This is a genomic window from Tahibacter harae, assembly GCF_024437735.1.
GTDB classification, from domain to species: domain Bacteria; phylum Pseudomonadota; class Gammaproteobacteria; order Xanthomonadales; family Rhodanobacteraceae; genus Tahibacter; species Tahibacter harae.
Genome location: NZ_JANFQO010000015.1, coordinates 12,620 through 39,001 on the forward strand (window position 1 = coordinate 12,620; position 26,382 = coordinate 39,001).

Consider the following 26,382-nt stretch of genomic DNA (forward strand, 5'->3'; position numbering starts at 1 on the left):
GGCAGCCCCGCATTGATTCCGCCCTGGCTGCGCCTGCGCGCCGGGCTTTCCGCTTTCCAAAAAAGAGCACATCCCATGACCCAGCGACTGCTGCTGCGCGGCCTGACGGCCGCGATCTGCCTGGTGGGGCTTGCCGCCCTGCCGGGCTGCAAATCCGATCCCCAGGCCACAGGCCCGGCAACGCCCGAAGGCGCCGGCACCAGCCTCACCGTCAATCTCGTCCATCCCACGGCCCAGTCGCTGCAGCGCCGCCTCATTGCCTCGGGCAGCATCGCCGCGCAGGAGGAAATGCTGCTGGGCGTGGAGCTTTCCGGTGTGCGCGTGGCCGAAGTGCTGGTCGATGTGGGCGAGACGGTGAAGAAGGACCAGGTGCTGCTGCGCCTGGATACGCGCACGCTCAGCAGTGACAAGCGCCAGTCCGACGCTGCCGTGGCCGAAGCCGAGGCCGCCCTGGCCGTGGCGAAACGCAATAACGAACGCATGGCCGCGCTGCGCGAAAAAGGCCTGATCAGCGCGCGCGATGCCGACGAGATGTGGGGCGCGGCCACCCAGGCCGAAGCGCGCCTGAATTCCGCCCGTGCCCAGCGCGAAGCGGTGCAGCTGCGGCTGAGCTTCGCCGAGCTGCGCGCCCCCGACGACGGCGTGATCTCGCGCCGCGAGGTGCAGCCCGGCCAGGTCGTCTCCAGCGGCGCGGAGCTGCTGCGCCTGATCCGCCACGGGCGACTGGAATGGCGCGGCAACCTGCCCGAGGCCGAGCTGATCCGCGTGCAGGAAGGAACCGCCGTGCTGGTGCAGTCGCCCGACGGCAGCCGCGCCGAGGCGCGCGTGCGCCGCGTCGCGGCGGCGCTGGAAGCGTCCAGCCGCACCGGCGTGGTCTACGCCTCACTGGAAGATCCCGGCAAGCTGCGCGCCGGCATGTTCGCGCAAGGCGAACTGCTGCTGGGCGAAAGCCCGGCCCTGCTGCTGCCGCTGGCCGCGGTGGTGCAGCGCGACGGCCATTCCTATGTGTTCCGCGTCGGCGCCGAACAGCGCGTGACGCGCCAGCGCATCGAGATAGGCCGGGTCGATGGCGACAAGGTCGAGGTGCTGCAGGGCCTCACCGCCGAGGATGCCGTGGTCGCCCGCGGCGCCGGTTTCCTCAGTGAAGGCGACCGCGTGCGCGTGGTGGCGGAGGCCAAGGCCCCATGAGCATGAATATCTCCGCCTGGGCGATACGCCGGCCGCTGCCGGCGGTATTGCTGTTCATCCTGCTGTGCGCCGCCGGCTTCGCCGGTTTCCGCGCGCTGGACGTGTCGCGCTTCCCGGATATTTCCCTGCCCATGGTGACGGTCACCATCACCCTGCCGGGCGCCGCGCCCAGCCAGATGGAGACCGAGATCACGCGCAAGGTCGAGGACGCGGTGGCCAGCCTGGCTGACATCGACAAGCTGGTTTCCACCGTGAACGAAGGCGTTTCCAGCACGCGCATCGAATTTGAACTCGAACGCGACCTGGACGAGGCCCTGGACGAAGTGCGCGACGCCATCACCCGCATCCGCACCGACCTGCCGCAGGACATCGAAGAACCCGTGGTGGCCAAGGTCAACATGGTCGGCGGCACCATGCTGAGCTTCACCGTGGCCTCCGACAGCCTGCAGCCGGATGAACTGAGCTGGTTCGTCGACGACACCGTGACCAAGGCCCTGTTCAGCGTGCCCGGCGTGGGCCAGGTCAAGCGCACCGGCGGCGTGGACCGCGAAGTGCGCATCGACTTGCGCCCCGGCGCGCTGGAAGCGCACGGCATCACCGCCGGCGCAGTATCGCAGCAGCTCGCCCGCATCCAGGTCGAGATGCCCGGCGGCAAGGCCAGCTGGGGCGGCAATGAACAGGTGGTGCGCACCGTGGGCACGGTGGAAGCCGTCGCGCAGCTGCGCGACATGCCGATAGCCCTGCCCGACGGCCGCCAGATCAAGCTTTCCGCCTTGGCCGACGTGCGCGACGCCGCGGCGGAACAGCGCCAGGTCGCCCTGCTCGACGGCAAGCCCGCGGTCGGCTTCGCCATCACCCGCACGCGCGGCTCCAGCGAGGTCGGCGTTGGCCGCGCGGTGCGCGCAAAAGTGGAGGAACTGGGCCGCACCTATCCGCGCCTGCGCTTTGCCGAAGTCAGCTCCACCGTGGAAGAGGCGGAGAACTCCTATTCCTCGTCCATGACCATGCTGTGGGAAGGCTCGCTGCTGGCGGTGCTGGTGGTATGGCTGTTCCTGCGCGACTGGCGCGCGACCTGGATCTCGGCGCTGGCCCTGCCGCTGTCCATCATTCCCACGTTCGCGGTGATGCACTGGTTCGGCTTCAGCCTGAACATGATCACCTTGCTCGCCCTGGCGGTGGTGGTCGGCATCCTGGTCGACGACGCCATCGTCGAAGTGGAAAACATCGTGCGCCATCTGGGCCTGGGCAAGTTGCCGCAGGAAGCGGCCACCGATGCGGCCGACGAGATCGGCCTGGCCGTGATCGCCACGTCGCTGACGCTGGCTGCCGTCTTCGTGCCGGTGGCCTTCATGCCGGGCATTCCCGGCAAGTTCTTCCGCGAATTCGGCTGGACTGCGGCCACCGCCGTGCTGTTTTCGCTGCTGGTCGCGCGCCTGCTCACGCCGATGATGGCGGCCTACCTGCTCAAGCCGCAGGCGCACGAGGAAAAGGAAGGCCCGCTGATGCGCTGGTACCTGCGCCTGGTCGAGAGCGCGCTGGCGCACCGCACGCGCACCCTGTGGCTGGCCTTCGGTCTGTTCATCGGCTCGCTCGCCATCGTGCCGCTAATCCCGGCCACCTTCATTCCGCCGGCGGACCTGGGCCGCAGCAATCTGAGCCTGGAACTGCCGCCCGGCGCCAGCCTGGCCGAGACCACCGAAGTGGCCGAACTGGCGCGCGCCAAGCTGGCCGACCTGCCCGAACTCAAGCTGGTCTATACCGCCGTCGGCGGCGTGCTGGACATGGGCGATCCCAACCAGTCGCTGGTCGGCGACGTGCGCAAGGCCACCCTGACCCTGGACTGGGGCAAGCCCGACACCCGCCAGCGCCACCAGAAAGTGCTGGAGCGCGAAGTGCGCGCGCGCCTGGCCGACCTGCCCGGCGTGCGCGTGAGCTTCATCAGCAGCGAGCCCGGTGAACTGCTGCAGCTGGTGCTGGCCGGCGACGACGCGCGCCTGCTCGGCGACGCCGCCCAGGCGCTGGAGCGCGATCTGCGCAACCTCAAGGGCCTGGGCAGCGTCACCTCGACCGCCTCGCTGCTGCGGCCGGAGGTGGTGATTACGCCGGATCCGCTGCGGGCCGCCGACCTGGGCGTGGCCACGGCCGACATCGCCGAGGCCGCGCGCATCGCCACCACCGGCGATTTCCGCCAGCGCCTGGCCAAGCTCAACCTGCCCGAGCGGCAAATCCCGATCCGCGTGCGCATCGCCGAGCAGAACCTGAACCAGCCCGCGCTGATCGCGCTGCTGCGCGTGCCCGGCCGCGACGGCCCGGTGCCGCTGGCTGCGGTGGCGGACATACGCCTGGACAGCGGACCGGCCCAGATCGACCGCTACGGCCGCCAGCGCAACGTGACCATGAACGTGGAACTCAACGGCCGTCCGCTGGGCGAAGTCATGGCCGAGATCGAGCAGCTGCCCTCGCTCAAGCAGCTGCCGCCGGGCGTGAAGATGGGCAATACCGGCGATGCGGAAATCTTCGTGGAACTGTTCGTCGGCTTCCTCGTCGCCATGGGCACGGGCATTTTCTGCGTCTACGCCGTGCTGTTGCTGCTGTTCAACAACGCGCTGCAGCCGCTGACCATCCTGATCGCCGTGCCGCTGTGCGCCGGCGGCGCCTTCGGCATGCTGCTGCTGACCAACAACTACCTGTCGCTGCCGGCGCTGATAGGCCTGCTGATGCTGATTGGCATAGCGACCAAGAACTCCATCCTGCTGGTGGACTATGCCGTGATCGCAGAACAGGACCACGGCCTGAGCCAGCACGATGCCCTGGTCGACGCCTGCCGCAAGCGTGCCCGCCCGGTAATCATGACCACGCTGGCCATGGGCGCGGGCATGCTGCCCATCGCGCTGGGCTTCGGCGCCGATGCGAGCTTCCGCGCGCCCATGGCGATTGCCGTGATCGGCGGCCTCATCACCTCCACCCTGCTCAGCCTGGTGGTGATCCCGGCGGCCTATACGGTGCTCGACGACCTGCGCGAGAAGGTCAAGCATCGGCGCAGGCGTGCTGCCAAGGTGGCGCCTGCGGCTTGAGCGTGGGCCTGGATTGGGGATTCGGGATTCGGAAAGCTGGCGTCGCCGGCTGCAGTGAATCCCGGGTCTCCAATCCCGAATCCCGGCCTCCCCTCGCGTCGTTTGCGCGCAACAGCGGTGCAAAGCCCCGGAATCGCCGCCAGTGCGCCGGCGTGCATCGTGCTTCGCAGCAAAAGACGGCAATCCGGCTGCCGCTACGGCGCCGGCGGCGAATCGCCGGGAAATTGCCGCGTTTTTGCAAATTGCCGCTGCCGCCCCGCAGCGTGCACGCATCACAGTTCGCCTGGCGGCGCCGCGCCGGCTGCTGCGATGCAATAGTTAATACCCTTGTGGAACAAGCGCATTTTCTTCCTACTCTTGCGCCGCGCCGCCGTCGCGGCGCCGCTGCCGGGGGGCAGTGATCCATTACGGGGAGATGACTCATGCGCAAGACTCTTGCGGGTGACGGCGGCGCTGCGCGCGCGCTTTCGCCGCGCACCCTTCGCCGCCGCACTTTTCACGCCCGCCTGCTGGCCGGCAGCATCGCCGCCCTGCTGGCCGGCGGCGTGTTCGGCCATGGCCCGGCCGAAGACGGCCCGGCCGGCATCGCCGCCATGCAGCAGCGCGGCGAGGATCCGTTCGCACCGGTCTACCTGGTGACCTCGCGCGACAGCTACCTGCGCAGCGTGGCCGAATTCGCCCGCGCACCCAAGCCGCTGCAGGACCGGCTGGGCAGCGAACTGGTGCTGGTTGAGGTGGACAATTTCCGCCTCGCCGACATCAGCCAGCGCATCCACGAACGCGAACACCGCTGCGGCGGCTATTTTGCCTTCGCCACCCGCGCCGAGGCCGAAGCCTTCCTGCAGGACAACGCCGCCGACAAGGCGGTGCGCAATCAGTTCCTCGCCGTCTACAGCATCGACAACCAGGCCACGGTTAACCCCTGGCTGGGCCAGGTGACCGAGGCCAATATCCGCAGCAGCATCACCCACCTGTCCACCAGCTATCCCAACCGTTACTACGCCACCACCCACGGCCGCAATGCGGCGACCTGGATCCGCGACAAATGGCTTTCACTGGCCAACGGCCGCAGCGACGTCACGGCGGAACTCTTCACCGGATGCAGCAATTGCAGCACCCAGCCTTCGGTGATCCTGACCGTGCAGGGTAACGAACTGCCCAACGAGATCGTGGTGCTGGGCGGGCACCTGGACTCGATCTCCAATTCCGGCAGCGGCGAGAGCATGAATGCGCCCGGCGCCGATGACGATGCCTCGGGCATCGCCACCCTGACCGAGGTGATACGCATTGCCCTGGCCAGCGGCTGGAAACCCCAACGCACGGTGAAGTTCATGGGCTACGCGGCCGAGGAAGTGGGCCTGCGCGGTTCCAACGCCATCGCCCAGTCGTTCAAGAGCCAGGGCAAGAATGTGGTCGGCGTGCTGCAGATGGACATGACCAACTACCGCGCCAGCAACGCCTCCACCACCCTGCGCGTGATGACGGACTATTCCAATGCGACGCTGGTGCAGTTCCTGCGCGACCTGTTCGCGGCCTACATGGCGCCGTCCGGCCTGACGCTGAGCAATACCAGCTGCGGCTACGGCTGTTCCGACCACGCCTCGTGGACCTCGGCCGGCTTCCCCGCGGCCATGTACGACGAAGGCCCCACCTTCCCCAACCTGCACACACCCAACGACACCCTGGCCAACATGGGCGGCACGGCCAACCACAGCACGAATTTCGCCAAGCTGGGCCTGGCCTTCCTGGGCGAGCTGGGCAAGACCGCCGGCAGCGGCCCGCCTCCAGGCGGCAATGCACTGACCAAGGGCGTGCCCAAGACCGGCCTCGCCGCCAGCGCCGGCCAGGCGCTGGATTTCACCCTGGATGTGCCGGCCGGCGCGAGCAATCTGACCTTCACCAGTTCCGGCGGCAGCGGCGATGCCGACCTCTTCGTCAAATTCGGCAGCGCGCCCAGCGACACGGTCAACGACTGCAAATCGACCGGCTCCACCAACGCCGAAAGCTGCACCATCGCCACGCCCGGCGCCGGCACGTATCACGTACGGCTGAAAGCCTATTCGACCTTCTCCGGCGCCAGCCTGGTCGGCGACTACAGCACCGGCGGCGGTGGCGGCACACAGACCTATACCAACACCACCGACTACACCATCAGCGACAACGCCACCGTCAACAGCCCCATCCTCGTGTCCGGCCGCAGCGGCAATGCACCGAGCAATGCCTCGGTCACCGTCGCCATCGTGCACACCTATCAGGGCGACCTGAAGGTCGACCTGGTGGCGCCCGACGGCACGCTGTACAACATCCACAACCGCAGCGGCGGCGGCACCGACAATATCAACAAGACGGTCACGTTGAATCTGTCGAGCGAACTGCTCAACGGCACCTGGAACCTGCGCGTCAACGACAATGGCCCGGGCGACGTCGGCAAGATCGACAGCTGGAGCATCACCTTCTGAACCGCGGCCGCCGCCGCACCGGACGGCGCGGCGGCGGCCCGCGGATCTGGCGAAAATTACTCCGGAATTTCAATGGCTGTCGCCGCCGGCAGCCGCGCAGTCCGGAACGGCGGACTGGGCGGACTACCCGATCCCGCGCCGCAGATCCTGGCAACGTTCCTGCTGCGCGGCCGGCGGCAGGGCGCGGATTTCCGCGATGGCGCGCTCGATCCGGCGGCGCGCCTCGGCCTCGGCGGCGCCGTCACCCTCCCCGCCGCGCGCGGCCGCCTCGCCCCGGGCCAGCGCCGCCTGATTGCGCTGCAACCAGCCGGCCAGGGCTTCCGCATGGGCGCTGGCCTGGGCCGGCTGGCGCTCGGTGCAATAGGCCAGCACGCCGGCATACACCAGGGATTGCAGGTACAGCGCCTCGTCCTCCGCCACATCCGCGGCCGCGGCCAGGCCGGACAGCAGCGCGGGCACTGCCCGCGTGAAAAACCGCCGCGCAATCCGCCGCATGATTCCTCCTGCCACTCCGGCCCGCGCCGGCGACAGCCGGATTGGAAGGGCCGACGCCGACGTATGGCAATTCAACAACTGTGCACCCGGCCCGCGACGCAGCCCGTCCGGGCCGGGACCGGGCCGTCCTGCCCGCCGCGGCGGTGCCGCGCGCCGGCCTGCTAGACTGTGCGCTTTTCCGCCGCCGGGCCGTCCATGAATCCAGCACCCCTCGCCGCTCCGGAGCAGATTCGCGTCGGCATCATCGGCCTGGGCTATGTGGGACTGCCGCTGGCGGTGGAATTCGGCCGCCAGCTGCCGACCCTGGGTTTCGACATCAATGCCGCACGCATCGCCGAACTGCAGGCCGGGCGCGACCACACGCGCGAAGTCGGCGCGGCGGAACTGGCCTCGGCCGCACAGTTGCGCTACAGCGCCGATGCGGCCGCACTGGCCGGCTGCAATGTCTATATCGTCACCGTGCCCACGCCGATCGACGCGGCCAAGCGGCCGGATTTCACCCCGCTGCTGGCCGCCAGCCGCAGCGTAGGCCGGCACCTGACCCGCGGCGACGTGGTGGTGTTCGAATCCACGGTCTATCCCGGCGCCACCGAGGAAGTCTGCATCCCGGTGCTGGAGCAGGAATCGGGCCTGGTATACAACGTGGATTTCTACGCCGGCTACAGCCCCGAGCGCATCAATCCGGGCGACCACAGCCGGCGCCTGCCCGATATCGTCAAGATCACCTCCGGCTCCGCGCCGGCGGCGGCGGATTTCGTCGATGCGCTGTACCGCCGCATCATCCGCGCCGGCACGCACAAGGCCTCCAGCATCCGCGTGGCCGAGGCGGCCAAGGTGATCGAGAACACCCAGCGCGATCTGAACATCGCCCTGATCAACGAGCTGGCACAGATCTTCTGCAAGCTGGGCCTGGACACCCAGGAAGTGCTGCAGGCCGCGGCGACCAAGTGGAATTTCCTCGGCTTCCGCCCCGGCCTGGTCGGCGGCCACTGCATAGGCGTGGATCCCTACTACCTGACCCACAAGGCGCAGGAGATAGGCCACCATCCCGAAGTCATACTCGCCGGCCGCCGCATCAACGACGGCATGGGCGCGCATGTGGCCCAGCGCGTGATGCGGCTGATGACGCGGCGGCGCATTGCCCTGGTCGATGCGCGCGTGCTGGTGCTGGGCCTGACCTTCAAGGAGAACTGCCCGGACCTGCGCAATACCCGCGTCGTCGACGTGATCGCCGAGCTGCGCAGCTACGGCATCGCCGTGGATGTGTTCGACCCCTGCGGCGACGCTGCCCAGGCGCGGGCGGAATACGGCCTGGACCTGCTGCCCGGGCTGCCGCGCGACGGCGGCTACGACGCCATCGTGCTGGCCGTGGCGCACCGCGAATTCGCCGAACTGGGCGCTGCCCGCCTGCGCGCCTGCGGCCGGGCCGGCGCGGTACTGTTCGACGTCAAGAGCCTGCTGCCGCGGGAGGACGTCGACGAGCGCCTCTGAGGCGCGCGTATCATGCGCTGCCGCAGGGTTTCCCGCGGAACGCGAAAAGAACAATAAATCCGATTACCCGACAATCAGTTAGGGAAAAAGCTTCATGCGAATCCTGATTACGGGCGCTGCCGGCTTCATCGGTTCCGCCCTGGCCCACGCCCTGCTCGACCGCGGCGACGAGGTACTGGGCTACGACAACCTCAACGACTACTACGACGTCAGCCTCAAGCAGGCCCGGCTGGACCGCCTGCTGCTGCGCGACGGCTTCCGTTTCGTGCGCGCCGCACTGGAGGACCGCGCCGCGCTGGACGCGGCCTTCGCCGATTTCCGCCCGGAGCGCGTGGTCAACCTCGCCGCCCAGGCCGGCGTGCGCTATTCGCTGGAAAACCCGCGCGCCTATGTCGATGCCAACATCGTCGGCTTCCTCAACATCCTGGAAGCCTGCCGCGAGCGGCATGTCGAACACCTGGTCTACGCCTCGTCCAGCTCGGTCTACGGCGGCAACCGCAAGCTGCCGTTCTCGGTGGACGACAGTGTGGACCACCCGCTCAGCCTCTACGCCGCCAGCAAGAAGACCAACGAGCTGATGGCGCATACCTACAGCCATCTCTACCAGCTGCCGACCACCGGCCTGCGCTTCTTCACTGTCTACGGCCCCTGGGGCCGCCCGGACATGGCGCTGTTCCTGTTCACGCGCAAGATCCTCGCCGGCGAACCCATAGACGTGTTCAATTACGGCCGGCACACGCGCGATTTCACCTATATCGACGACATCGTCGAAGGCGTGATCCGCACCCTGGACCGCGTGCCCGGACCGGATCCGCACTTCGATCCGCTGGCGCCCACGCCGGCCAGCGGCCAGGCGCCGTACCGCGTCTACAACATCGGCAACCACCAGCCGGTGGAGCTGTCGCGCTATATCGAACTGGTCGAGCAGGCCCTGGGCATGACCGCGCAGAAAAACCTGCTGCCGCTGCAGCCCGGCGACGTGCCCGACACCTCGGCCGACGTGGACGCGCTGATGCGCGACACCGGCTACCGTCCGGATACGCCGGTGGAAGTCGGCGTGGAGCGCTTCGTACGCTGGTACCGCGAGTTCTACGGCGTCTGAGCCTCTGCCGGCTTGCACAGCCGGCCTGCCGCCGCCACCTCGCCCGGCGGCAGACGGCCGCAGCGGCGTGAACGAATGTGGCCGCCGCCGGCCCAGGCTGGCAGCCCGGCCCGGCTCTGGCGCATAGTGCGCGCCCGCCGCGCCGCATACTGCCCGCGCCCGGCCATGAAGCGGCCCGGCGCCGCGCCGCAAGCGGCCAGAAAACGCTGCTGAACTGGCCAGACCTTTGTTTTCCGGAGTTAGCCCATGTGTGGAATCGTAGGTGCCGTCGCCGATCGCGAAGTCGGCCCCATCCTGATCGCCGGCCTGCAGGCGCTGGAATACCGCGGCTATGACTCGGCCGGCCTGGCCGTGCTGCAGGACCAGACCCTGCTGCGCCGGCGCACCAAGGGCAAGGTGCGCGAACTGGAACAGCTGCTCGCCGCCGAACCCGCCCCGGCGCGCATCGGCATCGCCCACACGCGCTGGGCCACCCACGGCGTGCCCAGCACGCACAACGCCCATCCGCACGTTTCCTCCGAGCAGATCTCGGTGGTGCACAACGGCATCATCGAGAACCACGAGGAACTGCGCCGGGAGCTGACCGAAAAAGGCTATGCCTTCAGCTCCGAGACCGATACCGAAGTCATCGCCCACCTCATCGACGCCCTGCAGCGCGAAGGTCAGGACCTGCTCCAGGCCGTCGTCAGCGCGACCCAGCGCCTGCACGGCGCCTACGCCATCGCCGTGCTGTCGGCGCGCCAGCCCGACCGCGTCGTCGGCGCGCGCCGTGGCAGCCCGCTGGTGGTCGGCATAGGCCTGGGCGAGCATTTCCTCGGCTCCGACGTACAGGCCCTGCTGCGCGTGACCAACCGCTTCGTCTATCTGGACGAAGGCGATATCGTCGAGATCCGCCGCGACAGCTATCGCGTGTTCGACGCCGAAGGCCGCCCGGTCGCGCGCGAAGAACGCGAAACCGATCTCACCGCGGACGCGGTCGAGCGCGGCGAATACCGCCACTACATGCTCAAGGAAATCCACGAGCAGCCCGAAGCCGTCGCGCGCACGCTGGAAGGCCGCATCGCCGGCTCGCGCATACTGCCGAACGTGTTCGGCGTCGCCGCCGAGGCGCTGCTGGCGCAGGTGCGCCAGGTGCATATCGTCGCCTGCGGCACCAGCTATCACGCCGGCCTGGTCGCACGCTACTGGATCGAGGCCCTGGCCGGCCTGCCCTGCGCAGTGGAAGTGGCCAGCGAATACCGCTACCGCGAAACCGTGGTGCCGCCGGGCACCTTGTTCGTCGCCGTATCCCAGTCCGGCGAGACCGCCGACACCCTGGCCGCACTGCGCAGCGGCCGCGCCGGCGCGCGCTACCTCGGCGCGCTGGCCGTGTGCAACGTGCCGGAATCCTCGCTGGTGCGCGAATCAGACCTGGTGCTGATGACCCGCGCCGGGCCGGAGATCGGCGTGGCCTCGACCAAGGCCTTCACTACCCAGCTGGCCGCGCTGGCCCTGCTCGCGCTGGAACTGGCACGCATCAACGGCATCGCCGACGAGCGCTACCAGGCCCTGGTCGGCGAGCTGGCCACCCTGCCGCGCATGGTGGCCGAGGCGCTCAAGCTGGAGCCGGCCATCGCCGCGCTGGCCGAGCGTTTCGTCGACAAACAGCACGCCCTGTTCCTGGGCCGCGGCGCGAGCTACCCGATCGCGGTCGAAGCCGCGCTCAAGCTCAAGGAAATCTCCTACATCCACGCCGAGGCCTATCCCGCAGGCGAACTCAAGCACGGCCCGCTGGCGCTGGTCGACGAGCACATGCCGGTGATCGCCGTCGCGCCGAACAACCAGCTTCTGGAAAAGTTGAAATCCAACCTGGAAGAAGTGCGCGCCCGCGGCGGCGAGCTGTTCGTCATCGCCGACACCGACGTGGATGTGAAGCTGGACCCGAACCGCGGCGCCCTGCTGCGCATCGACGCCGGCCACAACCTGGTGTCGCCGGCGGTGTTCAATATCCCGCTGCAGCTGCTCGCCTACCACGTCGCCGTGCTCAAGGGCACGGACGTGGACCAGCCGCGCAATCTGGCCAAGTCGGTGACGGTGGAATAAGCGCGCTGGCGCGTTCCTGGCGCACCCTCAAAAGGCGGGAGCTTCGCTGGAGGCTCCCGCCGGTTTCCCACGACAGGACTGTCACGCGGCGCGGTTGATCACCGCTTCTATCCAATAGCCATCCGGATCATAGACAAAGGCCGCGTAGTAGTTGTCGCCGTAGTGCGGACGAAGCCCGGGCGCGCCCAGATCTTTCGCACCCTGCTCCAGCGCCGCCGCATGGAACGCATCCACCGCCGCACGCGACGGCGCGACGAACGCCAGATGAAAGCCGGAAGGCGGCAGCTGCACCTGGGCACGCTGCTTGATTGCAAAAAGATCGTTTTCGTCTTCAATGCCGTAGCCGGCAGCCGTGTCCGAAGTCCATACGCGGCGATAGCCCAGCATCGCCAGCACCACGTCGTAGAAAGCGGTGGAACGCGCGAGGTCGGTCACCGCAAAGGAAATATGGTGCAGCATGGCTGTACTCCGTGGGGCCAGCCGCCATCCTGGGTGGATTGCGGCGGTGCCGGAACTGCCGGCAGTAATGGCATCGGCGGCCCTTGCGGTTGCTGTGGCGAGCGATTGCAGAGGCAACGATCACTGCAACGCATCGGCGGTCAGAAGCTTCCGGCTACCTGCGCCACTCGATTCCCGCAAACACCGAGCGCCCGTCGCCCGGCAGGAACTGCCGGCTGTCGCGGCCCAGCGCATCGGCGATGACGCCGGTAGTTGCGGCATAGCGCCTGTCGCCGAGGTTGCGCGCATCCACGAACCAGCGCCATTGCGCGCCGGCCTCGCCGCCCACGCGCAGGCCGGCGACGGCGTACGAATCCGCGGCGAAGCTGTTGGCATGGTCGATATAAGAGCGCTGCGGCGACCATTCGAGCGTCGGTGCCAGATACCAGCGGCCCAGGCTCCAGCGCAGCTCGGCGCGCAGCAGCTGCGGCGCCACGCCGGCCAGGCGGTTGTCGCCGTAGACCGCATCGCCGTCGAAGCGGAAATCGTTGAGCAGATAGGCTGCACGCAGTTCGGCGGAATCCGCGAAACGCCAGGTCGCGGAGAGTTCCATGCCCTGGTGGCGCGTGCGCGGCGCATTTACCGTGCCGCGCGGATTGCCGTCGGCATCGCTGAGCGACAGCAATTCGTCGCGCATGTCGGCGCGGTACAGCGCCGCATCCAGCGCGACTGCGGCACGCTCCACGCGCAGGCCGATCTCGCCGCTCGTGGCCTTCTGTGCATCGACCAGGGTCACCTGCGGACCGCCCGCCAGTTCGCCGAAGCTCGGCGGCTCGTAGCTGCGGCTGATATTGCCGAATACGGTCACGCCGTCGGCCCATTCATGCCGCAGGCCCAGCTTGGGGCTGACGCCGGAATAACTGCGCGCATAGCTCTCGTCGCGGCCGCCCGTGATCAGCCTGTCCTGCGCCTCGCGCCGGTTGCGCAAAGCCTGCAGGCCGAATACCAGCGCCGTGGCCGGCGTGAGGTAGTACTGCTGCTCAGCAAAGACGGACAGGCGCGTGGCCTCGCTGTCGAAGGCATTGGTCGGGGCGCCGCGGGCACCGCCGATATTGGCGTAGCGGCGATCGCGCAGGCTGCCGTCGATTAGCGCCGCGCCCGCCGTGAATACGCTGCGCCGGCCGCCCCACTGCGCCTCGTGGCGCCAGCGCAGATTGACGCCGGCATCGCGCGAATCCTGCACCAGCACCTGGAAGATGGGATGGTTGAGGTGCTTGTAGGCGTAGAACGCGCCGAACTCCAGCTCGCCGCCGCCGTCCAGCTGCAGCGCGGTGCGATTGGCCAGGCGGGTCAGCGCGAAATCGCGCCGCTGGTCGCCGCTGAGATTGCCGGGTGCGGCCCGGCGCGGATCCGATTCCAGTTCGGCCCGCGTCAGGCTGCCGGGCAGCGCGGAATGGGTGTCGACGCGGCTGAGGTAGAAGCGCGTCTCGCCGCCATCCAGCTGCACGCCGTAATTGGAGAAAAAGCGATAAGTCTCCTGCTGCGCGTGATCGCGGAAGCCATCCTGGCCGAAGGCGCTGAGACTGGCGTAGTAATCCTGCCGCGCATCGCTGCCGGCGAAGGCAGCCTGGGCGCGTCCATAGCCGAAGCTGCCGCCTTCCAGGCGCAGCGTGAGCGGCGCCACATCGCGGCCGGTGGGGCTGACGAAGTTCACCGCGCCGCCCAGCGCGGCCGCGCCGTATTGCAGCGCATTGGCGCCGCGGTAGACCTCGATATAGCGCGCCGCCAGCGGCTCCACCGCCTGGAAATCGCCGCCGCCGTCGGCCTGGTTGAGGTAGACGCCGTCCTGCAGCAGCTCCAGCCCGCGCAGATGAAACGTGCGCTGCAGACCGGAACCGCGTATCGACAGACGCGACTCTTCGGAGCCGAAGCGCGGCTGCACGAAGACGCCGGCCGCATAGCCCAGCGCATCGGCCAGCGTGCTGGCACGCTGTTCGCGGTAGCGCTCCGCGTCGATCACGCCGGCACCGCCGGCGGTCTCGTCCAGGCGCCGGCGCGCGGCCTCGACCGCAGCGCGCTGCGTCGTCGCCTCGACTTCGATCCGCGGCAGCACCTCGCGCCGCTCGCCGGCATCCGGCAGCGGCGGCGGGTTGAGAACCAGTGCGAGGACGACGGCCTGGGACAACGGCAGCAAAACCATGCAACTCACTCCTTTCCACAAACGCGCCAGTACGCCACGGCCGCGGCCGGCGCGGGATGCGACCGACCGTCGCAGCCGCCGGCGGGGCGATTCCGGCGTGAGTGCATCGCAGCAAGGCATTCCGTTGCGTGGCGCAACGGGCAGACGCTGCTGCGCGGGTGCGACCGACTGTCGCACCCAGCGGAGCTCCGCTTCAGTGCGAGCGCCGCGGGAAAGGCTGTGGGGCCGTCTGGCGGAACAGCCGAGGCAGCTGTGCAGGCGTCCCGGCCGGCGATCTCGCCGATGCCGTCGCCTGAATATGTTCCACAAAATTCAACAGCGCGCGAAAACAGCCGCAGCCGCATGGCGATGCGCAGTCGCTGCCAACCAGCGCCCGGCGCGCCGCTTTGCGGCGGCAGCAAACCGGAGCGGTTCTAGCGCTCCAGCCTTTCGGGCCCCGGCCGTTTGGCCAGCTTGCGCTGCAGGCTGCGCCGGTGCATGCCGAGCAGGCGCGCCGCGGCCGAAACATTGCCGTCGCACTGCTGCAGCGCCTGCTGGATATGCTCCCATTCCAGCCGGCTCAGCGGCGTCATGGTGTCCACGTCCTCGACGAAAGGTTCATCCTGCAGCGCGCGGATCAGGGCCTGGGCAGTCACCGGCTTGGGCAGGTAGTTGTCGGCGCCGCGCTTGATCGCCTCCACCGCGGTCGCGACGCTGGCATAGCCGGTGACCAGGATGATCTGCATATCGGCACGCGCCGCACGCAGCGGCGCGATCAGGTTCAGGCCGGAGCTGGCGCCGATCTTCAGATCGACCAGGGCGAACTCCGGCGCCTCCTGCGCCACCAGCTGCAGCGCCGCAGCCGCATCGCAAGCCACGCGCACGCGCAGGCCGCGGCGCTCCAGCGAACGCTGCAGCACCTGGGCGTAGACTGCATCGTCGTCGATGAGCAGGCCGTTCACGGCGCGGCCCCCAGGCTCAGCGGCAGTTCGAAATGCACGCGCAGGCCGCCGCCTTCGGCCTGGTCCAGCGCCAGCCGGCCGCCCAGGCGCTCCACCGTCGCATGCGACAGCACCAGCCCCACACCCATGCCGCCGGGCTTGCTGCTGCGCAGCCACTGCTGCGGCAGGCGCTGCGCGCCCGGCTCCAGGCCGCGGCCGAAATCACGTACGCTGCCGCGCAGGCAGCCCTGTTTCCACTCCATCGCAAGATCCACTTGTACCGAGCCGGCCGCCTGGCTGGCGTCGGCGGCGTTGTTGAGCAGGGCCTGCAGCAGATGGCCCACGCCCGCATCCCAGGCCACGACCAGGCCGGCCGGCAATTCGCCGCTGCGCCCCAGGCGCACGGTGGGCCGCAGCAGCAGCCAGCGATCTACCAGTTGTTCCAGCGCCTCGTCCAGCGGGCGCCGCTGTCCCATCGCATCGGCCGGCTGCGACAGCTGGCGCACGCGGTCGCGGCATTCGTCGATCAGGCTGCGCATCAGCTCGGCCTCGGCCTGCTGCGGGCTGCCCGGCGCGGCATCGTCCAGCGCATCCTCCACCATCAAGGTCAAGGTGCCCAGCGGCGTGTTGAGTTCATGCGCCACCGCCGCCGCATGCGTGGCCAGCGCGACGATGCCTTCGCTGCGGGCGAACTGCTCGCGCAGGCGCGCCAGTTCGCGCTCGCGCTCGCGCAGGGCATGAGCGAGCCGGGTCAGGAACCACGCCACCACAGCAGCCGAGATGGCGAAATTCACCGCCATGCCCCACAGGTGCAGATCCATCGCATCGCCATAGGCGCCGTGCAGATGTGGCAGCGGCTGGCCGGCCACGGTGGAAACCGCATAGCCCGCGCCGCTGGCCAGCAGCACGACCGCCACGCCGCGCCAGGGCAAGGCCACCGCGGCCAGGGCGATCGGCAGCAGGAACAGCGAGGCGAAGGGATTCATCGCGCCGCCGCTCCAGCCGATCATCCAGGTGAGGCTGGCGACGTCGACCAGCATATGGCGCAGTGCCGCGCGCTGGTCCTCCGCCGCACTGCGCCGTGAGCGCCAGGCCCAGGTGTTGAACAGCGCCAGCGCCGCCACGCCGCCCCACAGCGGCAAGGCGGGCAACCGCAGGCCGAACACATGCACGGCCAGCAGCACGGCCAGGGCCTGGCCGGCCACGGCGATCCAGCGCAGCGTGGTCAGACTGTGCAGCAGTCCCGGAGAAGTCGTCGCCATGGGCGGAACTTTACGCCGTCGCCGCCGCATCCGCGCTGCGACCATCGGCCGCAGGCCGCGGCGGCGCCCGTGCCGCAACCCTGGCGCCCGCCCGGTCACGGGCTTGTCATGCCCAGGCACTAGCGTGCGCGCCAGCACACCAGCAGCCGATGGCGCCAATGGATACTCCCAGCCTGCGGGACCGCATAGACCAGGGCCTGTTCAACGCAATCTACTCGCGCAACCTGGTCTACAACGCCTGCTGGGAAGACCCGGCCGTGGACCGCCAGGCGCTGTGTCTGGGGCCTGACGACAGCGTGCTGGTGATCACCAGCGCCGGGTGCAACGCACTGGACTACGCCATCGCCGGCCCGCGCCGGGTGCATGCGGTCGACGCCAATCCGCGTCAGACCGCATTGCTGGAACTCAAGATCGCCGGCATACGCCGGCTCGAGTTCGACGATTACTTCGCCATCTTCGGCGAAGGCTTCCATGCGGATTTCCGCCGCCTGTACCAGGACAGGCTGCGCGCCGAACTCAGCCCCTTCGCCCAGTCCTGGTGGGACAGGCACTGGGCCTGGTTCGCCAATCCGCGCGGCAGCTTCTACTTCCACGGTCTTTCAGGCCTCGTGGCGCGCAGCTTCCGCGCTTACTTCCGCCTGCGGCCGCGGCTCAACCACGCCCTCACCGCGCTGTTCCAGGCGCGCGACCTGTCCGAGCAGCGCGTGATCTACGATGACCGCGTCGCCCCGCTGATGTGGAACAAGCCGGTCAACTGGCTGCTGTCGCAGCAGTTCGTCATGAGCCTGCTGGGCGTGCCCTATCCGCAGCGCAAGCTGGTCGAGGCGCAGCACGCCGGCGGCATCGCCGGCTTCATCCGCGAAGCCGTGCAGTACGTGTTCCGCCAGCTGCCGGCGTCGGACAATTATTTCTGGCATGTCTATGTCGCCGGCCGCTACCGCCGCGACTGCTGTCCGGAATACCTCAAGCCGGACAATTTCGCCGCGCTCAAGGCCGGCCGCGTCGATGCCATCGTGCCGCATACCACGACGGTGACCGAATTCCTGCGCGGCCACGACGAACCGATCACCCGCTTCGTGCTGCTGGACCACATGGACTGGATGAGCAGCTACTACCCGCAGGCGCTGGCCGAAGAATGGGATGCCATCCTGCAGCGCGCCGCGCCAGGCGCACGCATCCTGCTACGCAGCGCGCATGCGCGGCCGGCCTATCTGGACAACCTGCGCGTAGGCCGCGACCACCTGCCGCTGCGCGACGTGCTCGCCTTCCGCGACGACCTGGCGCAGAGCCTGCACCAGGCCGACCGCGTCCACACCTACGCCGGCTTCGTGATCGCCGATGCGCCGGCTTGAGTCCCTGCGCGCCGAGATCGGCGTACTGCGCAGCCTGCTGCGCGGCATGCCGCGCGACGCCGGCCATGCCGAACGCCTGCAGGCGTTCTACGCGCCCCAGGCCGCGCACTACGACGCCTTCCGCGAACGCCTGCTGCAGGGCCGGCGCGAACTGATCGCCAGCCTGCAACTGCCGGCCAATGCGGTGGTGGTGGAACTGGGCGGCGGCACCGGCCGCAATCTGGATTTCTTCACGCCGCAGCAATGGTCGCGCATCGCCCGCTTTGAACTGGTCGACCTCTGCCCCGCCCTGGCCGAACGCGCCCAGCTGCGCGCCATGGCCGACGCACGCATCCGCGTCAGCCAGGCCGACGCCACCACCTGGCGGCCGCACACGCCGGCGGACTGCGTCTATCTCTCCTATGCGCTGACCATGATCCCCGATTGGCGTGCCGCGCTGGTCAACGCCCTGGCCATGCTCAAGCCCGGCGGCACGCTGGCCATCGTGGATTTCTACGTTTCCGAAGCCGCGCCGCCCGCCGGCCTGCGCTGCCACAGCCTGTTCACGCGGCGCTTCTGGCCGGCCTGGTTCGGCCACGACGGCGTGAAGCTCGACGCCGCCCACCTGCCCGCCCTGCGCACCAGCCTGCCCCAGCACAGCCTGGTCGAGGCGCACGCCGCCGTGCCTTACCTGCCGCTGGTCAAGGTGCCGGTCTATCGCTTTGTCGGGAAGAAGCCGGTCACGGACTGAGTGGGCTTCGGAGAGGTGCGGGATTCGGGATGAGGGGATCCGGGATTCAAAAGCGATGCGCGCTTTTGCGAATCCCGAATCGCAAATCCCGGCTCACCAGGGAAACATCCGAGCTGGTATCGGCGCCTGGATTTTCGTCATTGCTTTCAACCGCGGGTCGGCGGCGAAAATTCAGGCGCTTCGTGCACCGGAATCTACAGCGCCTGCAGAAACCCGTCAGCCGGCTTCACCGCGCCATATCAGGCGCCCACTCCGCATAGCGGTCTTCCACCACGTCGTAACGCCGCATCGCCCCCGTCGCCACATCCACCCGGAAGCGATCCAGCACCGGCGCCGTCGCGGGATCGCCGGGGCAGCCATCGCCGTGCTTTTCGTGTACCGCGATGCCGAAGAAAGCCGGCTCGCTTTCCTCGACCAGCAGACTGAGGCAGTCGCCATGGACGCGGTAGGGCGCACTGCGTTTCAGCTGCTGGAGCAGGCGGTTCGTGGCCGCTGCTTCATCCAGCGGCGCCGCCACGGTCGCGGCGGCCGCGAATGCCAGCGCCATCCCGAGGACAGCTGCCAGACTTGCGCGTGTGCGAGCGCCGCGAAAACCGGATCCGCGCCACGGTGCGCTGCGCGGCTTCATGAGGTCGTCTCCCCGGCTCCGCTCAGCGTTTGCGCTTGGGCCGCACATACAGTACCAGGCTGTGTTCCTCGATCACATAACCGTGCCTGTCGGCGATTTCGCGCTGCAGGCGCTCGATCTCCTCGCTGGTGAACTCGATCACCTTGCCGGTATCCAGGTCCACCATATGGTCGTGGTGATGGCCGCGGTCCAGTTCGTACACCGCCTGGCCGCCTTCAAAATTGTGCTTGAGCACCAGACCCGCGGTTTCGAACTGGGTCAGCACGCGGTACACCGTGGCCAGGCCGATGTCGTCCTCATGGGCCAGCAGCTCGCGGTAGATGTCCTCGGCAGTCAGGTGCTTGCCGCCGGATTCTTCGAGTATGCCCAGTATGCGCACGCGCGGATGAGTGACCTTCAGACCGACTTTGCGCAGATCCTGTGATTCCACGATGTTTCTCCTGTTTTGCGCGGGCAGCGTTGGCCGGCGGCGGGACGATGGGCCTGCCCGTTTCGGGGCGATTCACGTTGCGGGGCTGCCTGGATCGCGGTGGCCTGGTGCGGAATCCTTGCAAATCAAAGGTCCGCACGCCAATGGCCGGAGCCGGTGCCGGCAGAGGCGCGGCACTGGCCGGGTGTTCCGGCCGATCAGCAGGGCTAGTGTATCATCCGGACTTTCCTGACTGACCGGATCGTCGTGATGAGGTGTTTCACCCGCTCCCTGACTGTCGCCGGCCTGGCCTTCGCACTGGCCGGCTGCGGCGTCATCTACCGGCCCGACGTGCAACAGGGCAGCCTGCTTTCCAAGCCCATCGTCGACCAGCTCAAGCCGGGCATGAGCAAGCGCCAGGTGAGCCTGCTGCTGGGCACGCCGCCCATCACCAGCCCGTTCGACACCGACCGATGGGACTACGTCTCCTCGATCCAGCGCCGCGGCGGCAAGATGGCCACCAAGAACCTCAGCCTCACCTTCGAGAACGACGCCCTGGCGCGCATCGAAGGCGACTACTTCCCCGAAGACCCGGCCCAGCTGATCAAGGACGCCAAGAAATACCGCGTCCAGTTCCCCGACGAGAAGCGCCCCGACGAGAAGAAGCAGGGCCGCGGCGGCTGATGAACCCGCGCCGCGCGCCCGGTCTCAGCCCGGGCGCGCGGGCTTGGCGCGATTGCGCTCGGCGCGCTGGCGCCGCACCTCTTTCGGATTCACCTGCAGCGGCCGGTAGACCTCGACCCGGTCGCCGTCGCGCAACACGGTCGCCGGCGCCGCCGGCCGGCTGAAAACGCCAATCCTGGCTGTCGCCAGGTCCAGCGCCGGAAAGCGGCGCGCCAGTTCGCTCGCGGCCAGTGCATCAGCCACCGTCGCGCCGGCCGGCAGACGCAATTCCTGCAGGAACTGCGCGCCCGGCTCGGCATAGGCCACTTCCACGCGCAGCAGGCCGGCCGCGGTCTCAGGCATAGGTACGCGCCGCCTCGCGCACGAACTCGTCCACCATGCGGTCGGCCAGCCCCTGGAAGCCCAGGCGCAGGGCCGAGCCGATCAGGGCGCCGGAATACTCGAAATCCATGGCCAGGGCGATCTTGCAGCCGACCTCGCCCAGCGGGGCGAAAGTCCAGGCGCCGGTCAGGGCACGGAACGGGCCGTCGACCAGCTGCATGTCGATGCGTTCCGGACGCACCGGGGTATTGCGCGTGGTGAAGCTCTGGCTCAGCCCGGCCACGCGCACCTGCAGCCGCGCGGTCAGGCTGGCCTCGTCGCGCTGCAGCACCTCGGCGCCGACGCACCAGGAGAAACGCCTGGGGTATGCTTCCACCTCGTTGACCAGGTCGAACATCTGGGCGGGGCTGTAGCGCACCAGGGCGCTGCGTCGGATCTGGATCAAATCGGCGGTCTCGCGTCGGGCAACTGGCCGCGCTGCCCGCGGCGGCGGTCAGCGGCTGCCGCCTTGAACTCTGCGCCGCAAGGCGCATGTCAGGCGTTCACTCACACATACAACAAAGCGCCCCGTGACGGAGCGCGGCGGATTCTACCGAAGATGGCAAAGCCCAAGGACAAGAAAGACAAGGACGGCGGCGGCACGATCGCCCTGAACAAGCGCGCCCGCTACGACTACCACATCGACGACCGCTACGAAGCCGGCCTGGTGCTGCAGGGCTGGGAGGTCAAGAGCATCCGTGCCGGCAGGGTCAATTTCGGCGATGCCTATGCCCTGATCAAGGCCGGCGAACTCTACCTGTTCGGCGCCCAGATCACCCCGCTGATCCAGGCCTCCACCCACGTCGTCGCCGACGACCGCCGCACCCGCAAACTGCTGCTGCACCGCGAGCAGATCGACAAGCTGATCGGCGCAGTGGAACGCAAGGGCTACACCCTGATCCCGACCGCGCTGTACTGGAAGAACAACCGGGTCAAGGTGGAAGTGGGCCTGGCCCGCGGCAAGCAGGAGCACGACAAGCGCGCGACCGAAAAGGACCGGGACTGGAACCGGGAGAAGCAGCGGACGATGCGGGCGCATAACCGCGACGCCTGACAGGCAGTGCGGATCCGGGCCGGCGCGCGAACGCATCCGCGCACGAAATCCTGCACGGCATGCTTTCGCCTCGCGCTTGCTGCTGGCACAGATCGGCAAGGATCCGCAGGGTGCGCAGCCCAGGCGGTTCTCTCACCTCGTCACGGCAATCCCCGCAGCGTCTCGTTCAATCAGCCGAAACCGACACGCTCCTGCTCCAGCCTCAGCCTGGACTGAAAACGATCGAAGCGCAGATCGTCATACAGCGCCACCTCATCCGGCGTCTGGCGCAGCAGGTCGTGATGCCGGGACTCGGGCTCTTCGCTCCAGTGCAGGCGATGAGCGCGAAGCATCTCCTGGTCCATCAGCAACGACGCCGCCTGGGGAAAGTGGGCGCGAAACTGGTCGAGAATCGCGAAACCATGCGTGTCGATGTCGCCCCAGTAGTGCAGTTGCGCCACTGTGCGTTGCGCATGTTCTCCGGCTTCCAGCCAGTCGTGATGTACCCGACGGGTACGGGGTTCGGGATTCAGTGCGGCGACGGCAGGCAGTGCAAGAACTTGGTCGAGGCGCTCAGAGAGTTGTTCCTGCCGCCGGCTGGACATGAGGAAGTCCCAGAAGGCGCGAAAACTGCGCCCCTGGTCCGAATCGCCGATGGCATCACGCTCGCCCATGATCTCGTCGAGCAGCGCGCTCTTGCCACCTTCCCACAACGCAATCCGCTCACGCACCTTGCGGTCGAGCTGGCGAAAGTTGTGCTCCACCTCGCGGAAGTCAGCCAGCAGCTCGCGCGCCAGTTGCTGGAACTGCTGAAAGCGGTCCTTGACTGCCGTGTCGTCCAGCAGCGGCACTTCGCCCGCCATGGTGCGGGAAATTTCGGCATCGAGCTCCGCGCGCTTCCTGCGCAGTTCCTCGACTCGTTTGACGGGATCGGCTTCGGTGCCGGCACTGATCTGTTCCAGCAGCGCGAAAAGCGTCAAGAGACGCGATTCGGTGCCAACAAACGGCCGCTCGGTCAGCGAAACCAGCCAGGCAATAGCTTTCTCGGCAGCAGGAGTCAGATCGAACTGCGCTTCATCGGTGCCCGGCTTGTAGAATTTCCGCAGCCAGCCCTTGTCAGATGCGCACCAGCCGCCCAGATACTCCGACGCACCTTTGGGATAAGCCTCCTCTCCCAGCTGTTCGCGCAGCGCGAACAGCTCGTCTTCCAAGGCTTCTGAGAGATCCGCTTCATTCATCACGCGCACATTCGGCGCAACGAACTTCCGATACAGGAAGCTGGCCACCAGCGGCGCATGCGGCGAAGCCAGTAGCCGCCAGGCGGGATGACGCTCGCGCAAGGCGGCAAGGGTTGCGTGGTTCATGGCGGAAGAGCCTGGCTTTCAGTAGCGTCTCAAATGCGGCAGCCTCGGGAAAAAACCACTGAACGACGCGCACCCGCAAGCTACCACGACAGCCATGATGAGGGAGCCCCGTCCCTCCTCCCCGGCAGCCTGCGGACGTCCCGCACATCATTGCGCCAAAAGCACGATCAATGCCGTGTGCAGCAGCGCTTGCGCCAAGAAAAAGGCCCGGAGGTCATCCGGGCCTTGGCAAATGGTGGAGGTGGCGGGAATTGAACCCGCGTCCGAAGGCGTTTGACGCCAGGTACTACATGCTTAGCTCACTGTTGGGTCTCGTCCGCCGGCAGCACAGTGCGCAAGGCGCACCGTCGGACCAGCCTGTAAGTTTTAGCCGGGCACCGACAGGCGGCGGGTCCCAGCGATCCTGTGATAATGACCCTACATCCACGAGCACAGGCACAAGTGGGTTCGGGGCTAGGCCTTAAGCGGCCAGAGCGTAGACGTCGTCGTTGGCGTCTGAATTTTTGCCGCTGGATTAACGAGGAAAGCTGCCCCCTCGGCATGCACCCAACTATCTCACTACCCCCGTCGAAGCCGTGACACCCCCGGGGAAAGGCGATGCTAGCACGATGCCAGCGTCGATGGCGATGTGATGACAGACTGGCGGGATTTCAAGGCCGGCTGCTGCGACCGGAAAGGCGTTCGCGCCCGGGCGGCCGCAGCGGCGCGTTCGCGCCGGACCGGTTCATGATGCCCGCAACGGCTGGCGGAGAGCCCGGGGCCAGGCCCGCAGAGGCGACATTCCCCGACGTATCGCATTCGATCCCCCGGGGCTCCCGGCGGTCGAGACCATGAGACCCATGGAATCTCGCTCCGCATCCAGTTCCGACGCCGCCGCCACCGGCAGCACCGAACACACCCGGTTTCCCTGCCAGACCCAACCATCACCAGACCCGGGTTGCCATTCACACTGGCCGGGAAACTCCCTTTGTGCATTTCCACTGGGAGAAATCCGCTTCGAGCGACACCTGTACCTGTGAACTGGCTGGAAACCCGATCCGCGCGGAAAATTCCCGCGCTACTTCGGTAACCAGCACGACAAGGCTTTTCCGGAGCACGGCATCTGGATCGCTGTGGACGCTATCGGTAGCCCGATCCAGCCCATCTGGTCACGCATTGCCGAATACGCGCCCGCCGACCGGCGCGCCCATCCACCCGCTACGACCGCAGCGCAGGAACACAACGGAGGCCGCATGAAACGCCTACTCGGCAATATCTGTCTGTTGGCCTTGCTGTTGAGCGGCTGCAAGACAGATACCTCCGCATGTGAAGGAACGCCGACGCAGAAGCCGCCTGCAGCAGCGCCCGCACCATCCAGCCCTTCCCCGCCTGCCTCAGGCGCTGCCGAGTACACACTGCGCTGGATGACCTCCAGCACCAGCCTGGAACAGGCCGACCGCGAGCTGAAAGAAGTGCTGGGCCGCCTGCAGCACAGCGCCGCGCCGCTGGCCGAGCTGCCCAAGGCCAGGAAGTTCACCGTCAGCTACTACGCTGTCGCCGAGAACGACTGGCCCGACAAGTACAAGGCCAGCTTGCGCCAGCGGCTGCAGCAAAAAGATGGCGAGGTCGAAACCGAACTCACCTACAAGGTACGCGGCCCGGCGCCGCTGCCGGCCGCCTTGCCGGAAGTCCGCGCCTGCAGTTGCAACAAGATCGGGACGGAGCAGGAAACCGATATCGCCCTGGCGCTGAATCCGGAAAACAATGTGCGCAACGCCGGGATCAGCTGCAGTGTGGATCCGCGGAAAATTTCTCCACTGCCCGCGGCATTCGCGCCCACCTCGGCGGCACGGCCCTGTGCAATCTCGATGACACGCTACAAGCTGGACGGGCCGACGGCCGCCGCCGGCGCAAAGGAAGATCTGAAAATCGAATACTGGACATTCAAACCCAGGTCCGCGGAAACGCGCGCACTCATCGAAGTCTCGTGGAAAGCGAGCATCGCCGCCGCGGACGAACAGGCTTTCCGCACCGCCGTCGCACCGCTACAGGAAAAATTGGCAGCGCTGCCGATTCCGGGCAAGGAACAGATGGCATTGTCCTGCGATGCGGACTGGGCGCCCTGACTTGGGCGCGATACGCGGCGCTGCAGCAGGACCGCGGCAGCCGCATCGGCACCCTCAGCGCTTTTTCATGATCCCGGGTACCGCAGCCGGTCGCCGGCGCTGACCGGCTGCAGCACCAGTTCGTCCAGCCTGAGGCATTCGATATCCACGTAGTACGGGAATGCCTGCCGCTGCGCATTGATCTGCCGCTCTTCGCGTTGCGCCGCCGCCCCGGTGCCGCAGATCGCAACGAAACAGCGATGGGTCTGGCCGAAAGCCTCCTCGACATGACTGACGACCAGCACCTTGCTCTGCGATGGCAGAATTTCGCGACAACGCAAGTCAGAAACGGTGCGCAGGTCCGCATCGACATCGATCCCGGGCCGATACGCCTGTTCCGCCCAGCGGTCGGCGATTTCCCCGTTGCGCAAGGCGGCGCTGTAATCGCGCTTCGCCTGTTCGGCCAGTTCGAGCTGGCGGAATACGCCCAGACAAAGAGCGCCGTCGGAATACGCGCTGATAGTGCGCCAGAGCAGATGCACGGCGGAATTATCCGGCAAATCCGTCCAGGCCCGCCAGGACAACCTGGCATTACCCTGCCCGCAAGCGTCGGCTAAAGATCCGCAGCGAATGCGGAACTGGCTGAGACGGAAGCAGGTCGACAACCGCCGCCGTCCACCCGCAACCAGGCGCTCCGCCACGGATTGCGCGCAGATGCACGCCGGCCGGCCGCGGCGAACCGCGTGCTGCAGCCAGATCGGCCTTCCATGCCTGCAAACAAATTGCCGTGCGCGCAACGAAAATCACAGGCAGTGATCCCGCCTATCCCCAAATCGTGAAATCGCGAAAAACAGGATCAGACGAATTTGCACAATGCCGGCACATGAGCGTCTGCGCCGGCTTCGAACAGCTGCACGTACGCCGCGGAAACCCAAGGGCCTTCCGGTCGCACAGCGGAAAGCACACTCCATCCCAAGTCTCACGCAAAGGGACGCAAGGCAGGACACGAATACGTTCCGTCCGATCG

22 protein-coding genes and 1 other RNA gene are annotated in these 26,382 nt (G+C 67.7%); 11 read left to right on the top strand and 12 right to left on the bottom strand.

The features are described from left to right. Positions 1-75 precede the first annotated feature (75 nt). The 3 genes from NM961_RS15765 (at position 76) to NM961_RS15775 (ending at position 6,721) form a co-directional block, all read left to right on the top strand. Entirely contained in the window at positions 76-1,188 is a 1,113-nt protein-coding gene (locus NM961_RS15765) for an efflux RND transporter periplasmic adaptor subunit (RefSeq protein ID WP_255915370.1), read from the top strand. Then, positions 1,185-4,262: an efflux RND transporter permease subunit gene (locus NM961_RS15770; protein ID WP_255915371.1), complete on the top strand. Its 3,078-nt coding sequence runs from the start codon at positions 1,185-1,187 to the stop codon at positions 4,260-4,262. Before NM961_RS15765 ends, NM961_RS15770 begins: the two co-directional genes overlap by 4 nt. A 422-nt stretch (positions 4,263-4,684) precedes the next feature. Next, positions 4,685-6,721 carry a M20/M25/M40 family metallo-hydrolase gene (locus tag NM961_RS15775; protein ID WP_255915372.1) on the top strand — a complete coding sequence of 679 codons (2,037 nt, stop codon included), beginning with the start codon at positions 4,685-4,687 and terminating at the stop codon, positions 6,719-6,721. Between the two features lie 123 nt (positions 6,722-6,844). On the opposite strand, the gene NM961_RS15780 is transcribed toward NM961_RS15775, so the two are convergent. Then, complete coding sequence (locus tag NM961_RS15780; RefSeq protein WP_255915373.1) at positions 6,845-7,216, bottom strand: hypothetical protein; 372 nt, start codon at positions 7,214-7,216, stop codon at positions 6,845-6,847. A gap of 195 nt (positions 7,217-7,411) precedes the next feature. Between NM961_RS15780 and NM961_RS15785 the strand changes: the two genes are divergently transcribed. The 3 genes from NM961_RS15785 (at position 7,412) to glmS (ending at position 11,891) form a co-directional block, all read left to right on the top strand. Beyond that, positions 7,412-8,707 (top strand): nucleotide sugar dehydrogenase, encoded by a 1,296-nt coding sequence (locus NM961_RS15785; RefSeq protein ID WP_255915374.1) that lies wholly within the window; start codon positions 7,412-7,414, stop codon positions 8,705-8,707. 94 nt (positions 8,708-8,801) lie between these two features. Continuing rightward, positions 8,802-9,809, top strand: a complete 1,008-nt coding sequence (locus tag NM961_RS15790) for an NAD-dependent epimerase (protein ID WP_255915375.1) — start codon at positions 8,802-8,804, stop codon at positions 9,807-9,809. 246 nt (positions 9,810-10,055) lie between these two features. Then, positions 10,056-11,891: a glutamine--fructose-6-phosphate transaminase (isomerizing) gene (gene glmS, locus NM961_RS15795; protein WP_255915376.1), complete on the top strand. Its 1,836-nt coding sequence runs from the start codon at positions 10,056-10,058 to the stop codon at positions 11,889-11,891. Between the two features lie 81 nt (positions 11,892-11,972). Here the strand turns inward: glmS and NM961_RS15800 are convergent, their stop codons facing one another. The 4 genes from NM961_RS15800 to NM961_RS15815 form a co-directional block, all read right to left on the bottom strand. Then, on the bottom strand, positions 11,973-12,350 hold the full coding sequence (locus tag NM961_RS15800) for a VOC family protein (RefSeq protein ID WP_255915377.1): 378 nt from the start codon (positions 12,348-12,350) through the stop codon (positions 11,973-11,975). A gap of 154 nt (positions 12,351-12,504) precedes the next feature. Then, positions 12,505-14,529 (bottom strand): TonB-dependent receptor family protein, encoded by a 2,025-nt coding sequence (locus tag NM961_RS15805; protein ID WP_255915378.1) that lies wholly within the window; start codon positions 14,527-14,529, stop codon positions 12,505-12,507. 413 nt (positions 14,530-14,942) lie between these two features. Beyond that, positions 14,943-15,470, bottom strand: coding sequence for a response regulator transcription factor (locus tag NM961_RS15810; protein WP_255915379.1), 528 nt, complete (start codon positions 15,468-15,470; stop codon positions 14,943-14,945). Continuing rightward, a complete protein-coding gene (locus NM961_RS15815) occupies positions 15,467-16,711 on the bottom strand; it encodes an ATP-binding protein (RefSeq protein WP_255915380.1) in 1,245 nt (414 codons plus the stop codon). Before NM961_RS15815 ends, NM961_RS15810 begins: the two co-directional genes overlap by 4 nt. A 158-nt stretch (positions 16,712-16,869) precedes the next feature. On the opposite strand from NM961_RS15815, the gene NM961_RS15820 reads away from it, so the two are divergent. Both NM961_RS15820 and NM961_RS15825 read left to right on the top strand, forming a co-directional pair. Then, a complete protein-coding gene (locus tag NM961_RS15820; protein ID WP_255915381.1) occupies positions 16,870-18,063 on the top strand; it encodes a BtaA family protein in 1,194 nt (397 codons plus the stop codon). Further along, positions 18,050-18,793 (top strand): class I SAM-dependent methyltransferase, encoded by a 744-nt coding sequence (locus NM961_RS15825; protein ID WP_255915382.1) that lies wholly within the window; start codon positions 18,050-18,052, stop codon positions 18,791-18,793. Before NM961_RS15820 ends, NM961_RS15825 begins: the two co-directional genes overlap by 14 nt. A 226-nt stretch (positions 18,794-19,019) precedes the next feature. Here the strand turns inward: NM961_RS15825 and NM961_RS15830 are convergent, their stop codons facing one another. Next, entirely contained in the window at positions 19,020-19,421 is a 402-nt protein-coding gene (locus NM961_RS15830; protein ID WP_255915383.1) for a hypothetical protein, read from the bottom strand. Between the two features lie 22 nt (positions 19,422-19,443). Then, positions 19,444-19,851, bottom strand: coding sequence for a ferric iron uptake transcriptional regulator (gene fur / locus NM961_RS15835; RefSeq protein ID WP_255915384.1), 408 nt, complete (start codon positions 19,849-19,851; stop codon positions 19,444-19,446). A 249-nt stretch (positions 19,852-20,100) separates the two neighbouring features. Here fur and NM961_RS15840 point away from each other — a divergent pair, with 249 nt between their 5' ends. Continuing rightward, the gene (locus NM961_RS15840) at positions 20,101-20,514 is read left to right on the top strand and encodes an outer membrane protein assembly factor BamE (protein WP_255915385.1); all 414 of its coding nucleotides are present in this window, start codon (positions 20,101-20,103) and stop codon (positions 20,512-20,514) included. A gap of 24 nt (positions 20,515-20,538) precedes the next feature. Here the strand turns inward: NM961_RS15840 and NM961_RS15845 are convergent, their stop codons facing one another. Together NM961_RS15845 and NM961_RS15850 are read right to left on the bottom strand one after the other, a co-directional pair. Beyond that, positions 20,539-20,856, bottom strand: coding sequence for an RnfH family protein (locus NM961_RS15845; RefSeq protein ID WP_255915386.1), 318 nt, complete (start codon positions 20,854-20,856; stop codon positions 20,539-20,541). Then, positions 20,849-21,280: a type II toxin-antitoxin system RatA family toxin gene (locus NM961_RS15850; protein ID WP_255915387.1), complete on the bottom strand. Its 432-nt coding sequence runs from the start codon at positions 21,278-21,280 to the stop codon at positions 20,849-20,851. Before NM961_RS15850 ends, NM961_RS15845 begins: the two co-directional genes overlap by 8 nt. Before the next feature lie 153 nt (positions 21,281-21,433). Here NM961_RS15850 and smpB point away from each other — a divergent pair, with 153 nt between their 5' ends. Beyond that, positions 21,434-21,928 carry an SsrA-binding protein SmpB gene (smpB, locus tag NM961_RS15855; RefSeq protein ID WP_255915388.1) on the top strand — a complete coding sequence of 165 codons (495 nt, stop codon included), beginning with the start codon at positions 21,434-21,436 and terminating at the stop codon, positions 21,926-21,928. Between the two features lie 170 nt (positions 21,929-22,098). Here smpB and NM961_RS15860 read toward each other — a convergent pair whose 3' ends face one another. Together NM961_RS15860 and ssrA are read right to left on the bottom strand one after the other, a co-directional pair. After that, positions 22,099-23,271, bottom strand: a complete 1,173-nt coding sequence (locus NM961_RS15860) for a DUF3375 family protein (RefSeq protein ID WP_255915389.1) — start codon at positions 23,269-23,271, stop codon at positions 22,099-22,101. A gap of 233 nt (positions 23,272-23,504) precedes the next feature. Further along, positions 23,505-23,857, bottom strand: a transfer-messenger RNA (tmRNA) gene (ssrA, locus tag NM961_RS15865). A gap of 817 nt (positions 23,858-24,674) precedes the next feature. Here ssrA and NM961_RS15870 point away from each other — a divergent pair. After that, the gene (locus NM961_RS15870) at positions 24,675-25,376 is read left to right on the top strand and encodes a hypothetical protein (protein ID WP_255915390.1); all 702 of its coding nucleotides are present in this window, start codon (positions 24,675-24,677) and stop codon (positions 25,374-25,376) included. 65 nt (positions 25,377-25,441) lie between these two features. Here the strand turns inward: NM961_RS15870 and NM961_RS15875 are convergent, their stop codons facing one another. Next, the gene (locus NM961_RS15875) at positions 25,442-25,897 is read right to left on the bottom strand and encodes a hypothetical protein (protein WP_255915391.1); all 456 of its coding nucleotides are present in this window, start codon (positions 25,895-25,897) and stop codon (positions 25,442-25,444) included. Positions 25,898-26,382 lie beyond the last annotated feature (485 nt).